Origin of the sequence: Streptomyces sp. NPDC059900 (genome assembly GCF_050270335.1) — a bacterium.
Classification (GTDB): Bacteria; Actinomycetota; Actinomycetes; order Streptomycetales; family Streptomycetaceae; genus Streptomyces.
Window position 1 is genome coordinate 1 of the sequence record NZ_JBNNJZ010000595.1, and the last position, 4,817, is coordinate 4,817.

The 4,817-nt window shown below is 72.8% G+C and carries 4 protein-coding genes; 3 read left to right on the forward strand and 1 reads right to left on the reverse strand.

Features of this window, described 5'->3' with window-relative positions:
* Positions 1-1,263, reverse strand: a 1,263-nt coding sequence (locus tag ACQKIP_RS39910) for a phytase (protein WP_427745289.1), incomplete at its 3' end; no start/stop codon positions are given.
* Positions 1,264-1,942: 679 nt separating this feature from the next.
* On the opposite strand from ACQKIP_RS39910, the gene ACQKIP_RS39915 reads away from it, so the two are divergent.
* The 3 genes from ACQKIP_RS39915 to ACQKIP_RS39925 all read left to right on the forward strand — a co-directional run.
* Positions 1,943-2,215, forward strand: coding sequence for a hypothetical protein (locus ACQKIP_RS39915; RefSeq protein ID WP_365866777.1), 273 nt, complete (start codon positions 1,943-1,945; stop codon positions 2,213-2,215).
* Positions 2,212-4,308, forward strand: a complete 2,097-nt coding sequence (locus tag ACQKIP_RS39920) for a bifunctional polysaccharide deacetylase/glycosyltransferase family 2 protein (protein WP_365866780.1) — start codon at positions 2,212-2,214, stop codon at positions 4,306-4,308. The genes ACQKIP_RS39915 and ACQKIP_RS39920 overlap by 4 nt, the downstream gene beginning before the upstream one ends.
* Positions 4,305-4,817, forward strand: a 513-nt coding sequence (locus tag ACQKIP_RS39925) for an LCP family protein (RefSeq protein ID WP_427745290.1), incomplete at its 3' end; no start/stop codon positions are given. The genes ACQKIP_RS39920 and ACQKIP_RS39925, both read left to right, overlap by 4 nt.

The following is a 4,817-nucleotide window of genomic DNA, read 5'->3' on the forward strand; positions in this document are numbered from 1 at the left end:
GAGCAGCCCGTGCGGATACCGGTCGCCCAGCGGTTCGCCCAGGACCGCGGCGCCGTCGCACTCCTCGGAGCCGTCGAGCGCGGCGGACGCGGCACCGACGCGGAAGCCGCCCTCGTACTCGTTGCCGTCGGACAGCTCGCGGTCGTAGGCGGCGAAGGTGTTGTCGCCCTGGCTGGAGGCAAGCAGATAGCCGTCGCCCCGGCCCTGGCGCAGCAGCGTCAGACCCTCCACGTCGGCCTTCAGGTGCTTGCCGCCATAGCCGGGGTCGGCGCCCGCGGAGCACTCCTCGGTCGAGGGGTCGTACGTACCGGGGACCCCGTACTCGCGCACCTTGTCCACCAGTTGCGGCTTGCCGGTCAGGTCGGCGCGCAGCCGCCAGATACCGACGTCCTCCTGGCCGGCGTACAGCGTGCCGCCGGCCGGATCCACCACCATGCCCTCGACCTGTGGCAGCTCGCCGGGCTCGCCGCACGGCGACCACGAAGTCCCGTTCGGCAGACGGAATTCGGCGGGCAGGTCGAGAGTGCGGACCTTGCGGTAGCCGACCTTCCCGCCGCTCTTCGCGGTCAGTTCGACCAGGGCGATGCTCGTCCGCTCCCGGCGGCTGACCAGAGCGTAGGACCGGCCCGTCGACGGGTCCGTCCAGGTCGCGAGGCCGTACGCGGTGCGCTGCTCGTTGATCTCCTCCTGCGAGGACGAGAAGACGGGCGCCGCGGCCGGGTCGGTGACATCGGTGAGCGGGCCGCCCGCGCGGTCGCGGTCGATGCGGTAGACGCGCAGCCGGTCGCTGCCGCGGTCGCTGGTCACCGCCAGGTCCGCGCGCCCCGACGACAGGCGCAGACCGTGCACCAGGTCGACGTTGTTGAAGCGGCCCGGCGCGTCGTCGGGGCCCGGCGCGGCGGGCGCCGCGACGGACTGCACCTCGCGCGCGTCGAGGTCGTAGACGCGAAGCCCGCCCTGCTTGGCGGTCGCCACGACCAGGCTGCGGCCGGGGTCGGCGGGGTTGCGCCAGATCGCCGGGTCGTCGGCGTCCGCGTCGCCGCCCGCTGTGTCGTCGTGCAGGGCGGGGGTCTCGGCGCGCGGCTGGACGGCGGGCAGGGCGGTGGCCGCGAGGGCGCCGGAGTTCAGGGGCAGGGTGGCGGCCAGGGCGGCGACGGCCGTGACGAGGGCGAGCCGGCCGTAAGAGGGCCGGTGCCTGCCGGGCTCGTTCCTGCGGGACCGGTCTTTGCGGGAGTTGGCCATGAAGGCGATCCTGTCTGTCATGGGCATTTAATGACAGAGAGCACTATGTGATCTTGCCGTGAAGCCTTTCCGGCAGGTACGGCGTCGGACAGCGGACCGCGAGGTGAACGCCCGGTGTTGCCCGTCCGCGCCCGCGTGCTCCCGGAGACGGGCCCAGTTGCCGACCGGTTAACGGTGTGTTGCCGCACCCCGGAGTGATGGCCGCCACCGTCCGTTCGGGGGTGCCCGACCCGGTTCGCCCGAGTAGGGTCGGGGGCTGCGTGACGGCTGACGGCGGCACCTCGGCCTCCCGGCCCTCGTCGGGCACATGCTGTACGCGGCTTCTCCGGCCCCTCCCGGAGTGGGCGCGGGGCATGCTCGCGCGTACGGGAGCCCACCCGTGCGCACCGGGCCACGGGGTGCGGCTCCTGACGTCTCACGTGCAGTACAGCGGGCCCCCGGGCCCGTCCCCCCACATAAAGAGTCGCGCGTGCGCGGCCACAGATCAGGAGCACCAGTGCAGGGCACCCCCCACATAGCCAGCACACCGCACGACGGGCGATTGTCGCCCGGGCATCCCCGTACGCCGGGCCGGCCGGGCCCGCCGGGTCAGGAGCCGGAGCCCCGGGCCGCGCCCGTGCGGCGGCGTCCCCGGCCCGTCACGCCACAAGACCCCGTATTCATCGACCAGTCGGGCCTGCGCAAGCGGACCCTGCAAGGCATGGCCCTGATCGTCGGCGGCGCCTGCCTCGGGTATCTGCTGTTCGTCGGCACGCTGGTCAGCGGACTTCTGGAACCCGTCGGCACGCGACCACCGAGTACGAACGCCCCGGCGTCCACCGGCCGGGACACCGGCGAGGCGCGGAGCGACTCCGGGACACCGGCCCGTGCCGACGCCCGCGGAGCACAGGCCGGGGACCGCGCGGACCGCCACGACCGCCGGCCCCCGCCCGCAGGCAGAACCGCCCCGCCGGCCGGGGGCCCGGGGCAGTGAGCCGGCAGGCCGCTGTCCACCGCCCGCCGCGCGGACACTGGCTCGTCCTCCTGCTCGTCCTGCTCGTGGTCACCGTCGCCCTCCTCTTCGAGGGCTGGACGACCCACCAGGTCGACTCCGCACGCACCAAGCCGCCGTGCACCCGCCCGATCCCGCGCGAGGCGGACGACGGGCAGCCGATCCTCACCTTCGGCCCGAAGGGGGTCGCCACCACGGCCATGCCGCCGCGGACCGTCGCGCTCACCTTCGACGGCGGGCCCGACCCGCAGTGGACGCCGCGCCTGCTCGACCTGCTGCGCCGGCACCACGCACGGGCGACCTTCTTCGTCTACGGGAAGGACGCGGCCCGGCATCCGAAGCTGATGCGGCGGATCGTGCGCGAGGGCCACGAGGTCGGCTCGTACACCTACAGCGGCGGCGACCTCGGTGTCGCTTCGCCGCTGCGGGCACGCCTCGAACTGTCCCTCACCCAGAGCGCCTTCGCGGGAGCGGCCGGCGTCAACACCACCCTGCTGCGGCTGCCGCACACCACGGCCGCGGACACGCTCTGCGGCCCCGAGTGGACGGCGGCGGGGCGAGCGGCGGCGCAGGGATACCTGGTGGTCGCGTCGGACTACAAGGACCGCAAGCCGTGGCGCGGCCTCGTGTCGCAGCACAGCCAGACCGACCTCGGCTACCGCGAGGCCGAGGACATCCTGAAGGACCGCGGGGTGAAGTCGTTCACCACCGTCAGCGGGGGCCTCGGCCGTCCCTCCTTCGTCCGGTCGGTCCCGGTCGCGCAGGAGATCAAGGGCGAGGGGCTGATCTGGTCGCAGAAGCTCGGGCGTGCCTTCCTCACCGTGATGGTGTGGACGCTGACGCTCGCGGGCGTGCTCGGCGTCCTGCGGATGCTCCTGTTCATGCTGTTCGCCCGGCTGCACGTGCGCAGGCTGCACCGCTACCGGCCCGGCGCGCCACGGCTGCGGGAAGTGCGCGACCCGGTGACGGTCCTCGTCCCCGCGTACAACGAGGAGGCGGGCATCGCCTCCACCGTGCACTCCCTGCTCGCCTCCACCCACCCGCACTTCCAGATCATCGTGATCGACGACGGGTCGACCGACGCCACGGCCGACATCGCCGAGGACATCGACGACCCGCGGGTGACGGTGATCCGGCAGCCCAACGGAGGCAAGCCGAGCGCCCTCAACACCGGCCTGGCCCACGCCCGCCACGACATCGTCGTGATGGTCGACGCGGACACCATCTTCGAACCCGAGGCACTGGCCCGTCTCGTCCAGCCGCTCGCCCACCCGGCGGTCGGCGCGGTCAGCGGCAACACCAAGGTCGGCAACCGGCGCCGTCTGCTGGGCAAATGGCAGCACCTGGAGTACGTGCTCGGCTTCAACCTCGACCGGCGGATGTTCGAGGTCCTGGAGTGCATGCCGACGGTGCCGGGGGCGATCGGCGCCTTCCGCAGGGACGCCCTGATGGGCGTCGGCGGTGTCAGCGACGAGACCCTGGCCGAGGACACCGACCTCACGATGGCGCTCTGGCGGGCCGGCTGGCGCGTCGTCTACGAGGAGTCGGCGGTCGCCTGGACCGAAGTGCCGGTCAGCATCCGGCAGTTGTGGCGGCAGCGCTACCGCTGGTGCTACGGAACCCTCCAGTCGATGTGGAAGCACCGGCACGCGGTCACGGAGGTGGGACCCGCGGGGCGCTTCGGCCGTCGCGTACTGCTCTACGTCACGCTGTTCCAGATCGTCCTTCCGCTGTGCGCGCCGGTCGTCGACATGTTCGCCCTGTTCGGGGCGGTGTTCCGCGACCCCCTGGAAGCCGCCCTCGTCTGGCTCGGCTTCCTGTCCGTGCAGTTGGTCACCGCCGCCTACGCGCTGCGGCTCGACCGCGAACGGCTGCGCGTGCTGTGGGCGCTTCCGCTCCAGCAGTTCGTGTACCGGCAGCTGATGTACCTGGTGGTCATCCACTCCGTGACCACGGCGCTGCTCGGCACCCGCCTGAAGTGGCACAGCATGCAGCGCTCGGGGACCGCCGATCCGTATCTCCTCGAAGCGCCCTCCGAAGAGGAGCGGCGGAGCCTGGAAGGGAGCCGACCATGACAGACCCGCTCGACCGGCGGGCCGGCCAGATCACGCCCTTCGCCGAACGGCCCAGCTCACGCTACGGGCCCCGGCGCGCGCACGCCCGGCAGTCGAAGAAGCACAGGAGGCTGCGGCGGGCGGTGCTCGTCCTGTTCGGTGTCGTGATCGCCGCGACGGGCGGTACATACGGCTGGGCGGAGACCCGGCTCGACCGTGACGTGGACCTGGGCGCGTACGGGGACCGGCCGCCGCCCGGCAAAGGCACCAACTACCTCATCGTGGGCTCGGACAGCCGCGACGGCCTTTCGGAGGACGCCGTACGGGACCTGAAGGCGGGCGGGGGCGGCGGGCGGCGCACCGACTCGATGATGCTGCTGCACACCGGGGCCAACGGCTCCAGCCTGGTCAGCCTGCCGCGCGACTCCTGGGTCACTCTGCCCGGCCGCCTCGACACGACGACGGGCAAGACCAAGCGGCCGGAGGGCGACAAGCTGAACGCCGCCTTCTCCTACGGCGGGCCCGAACTC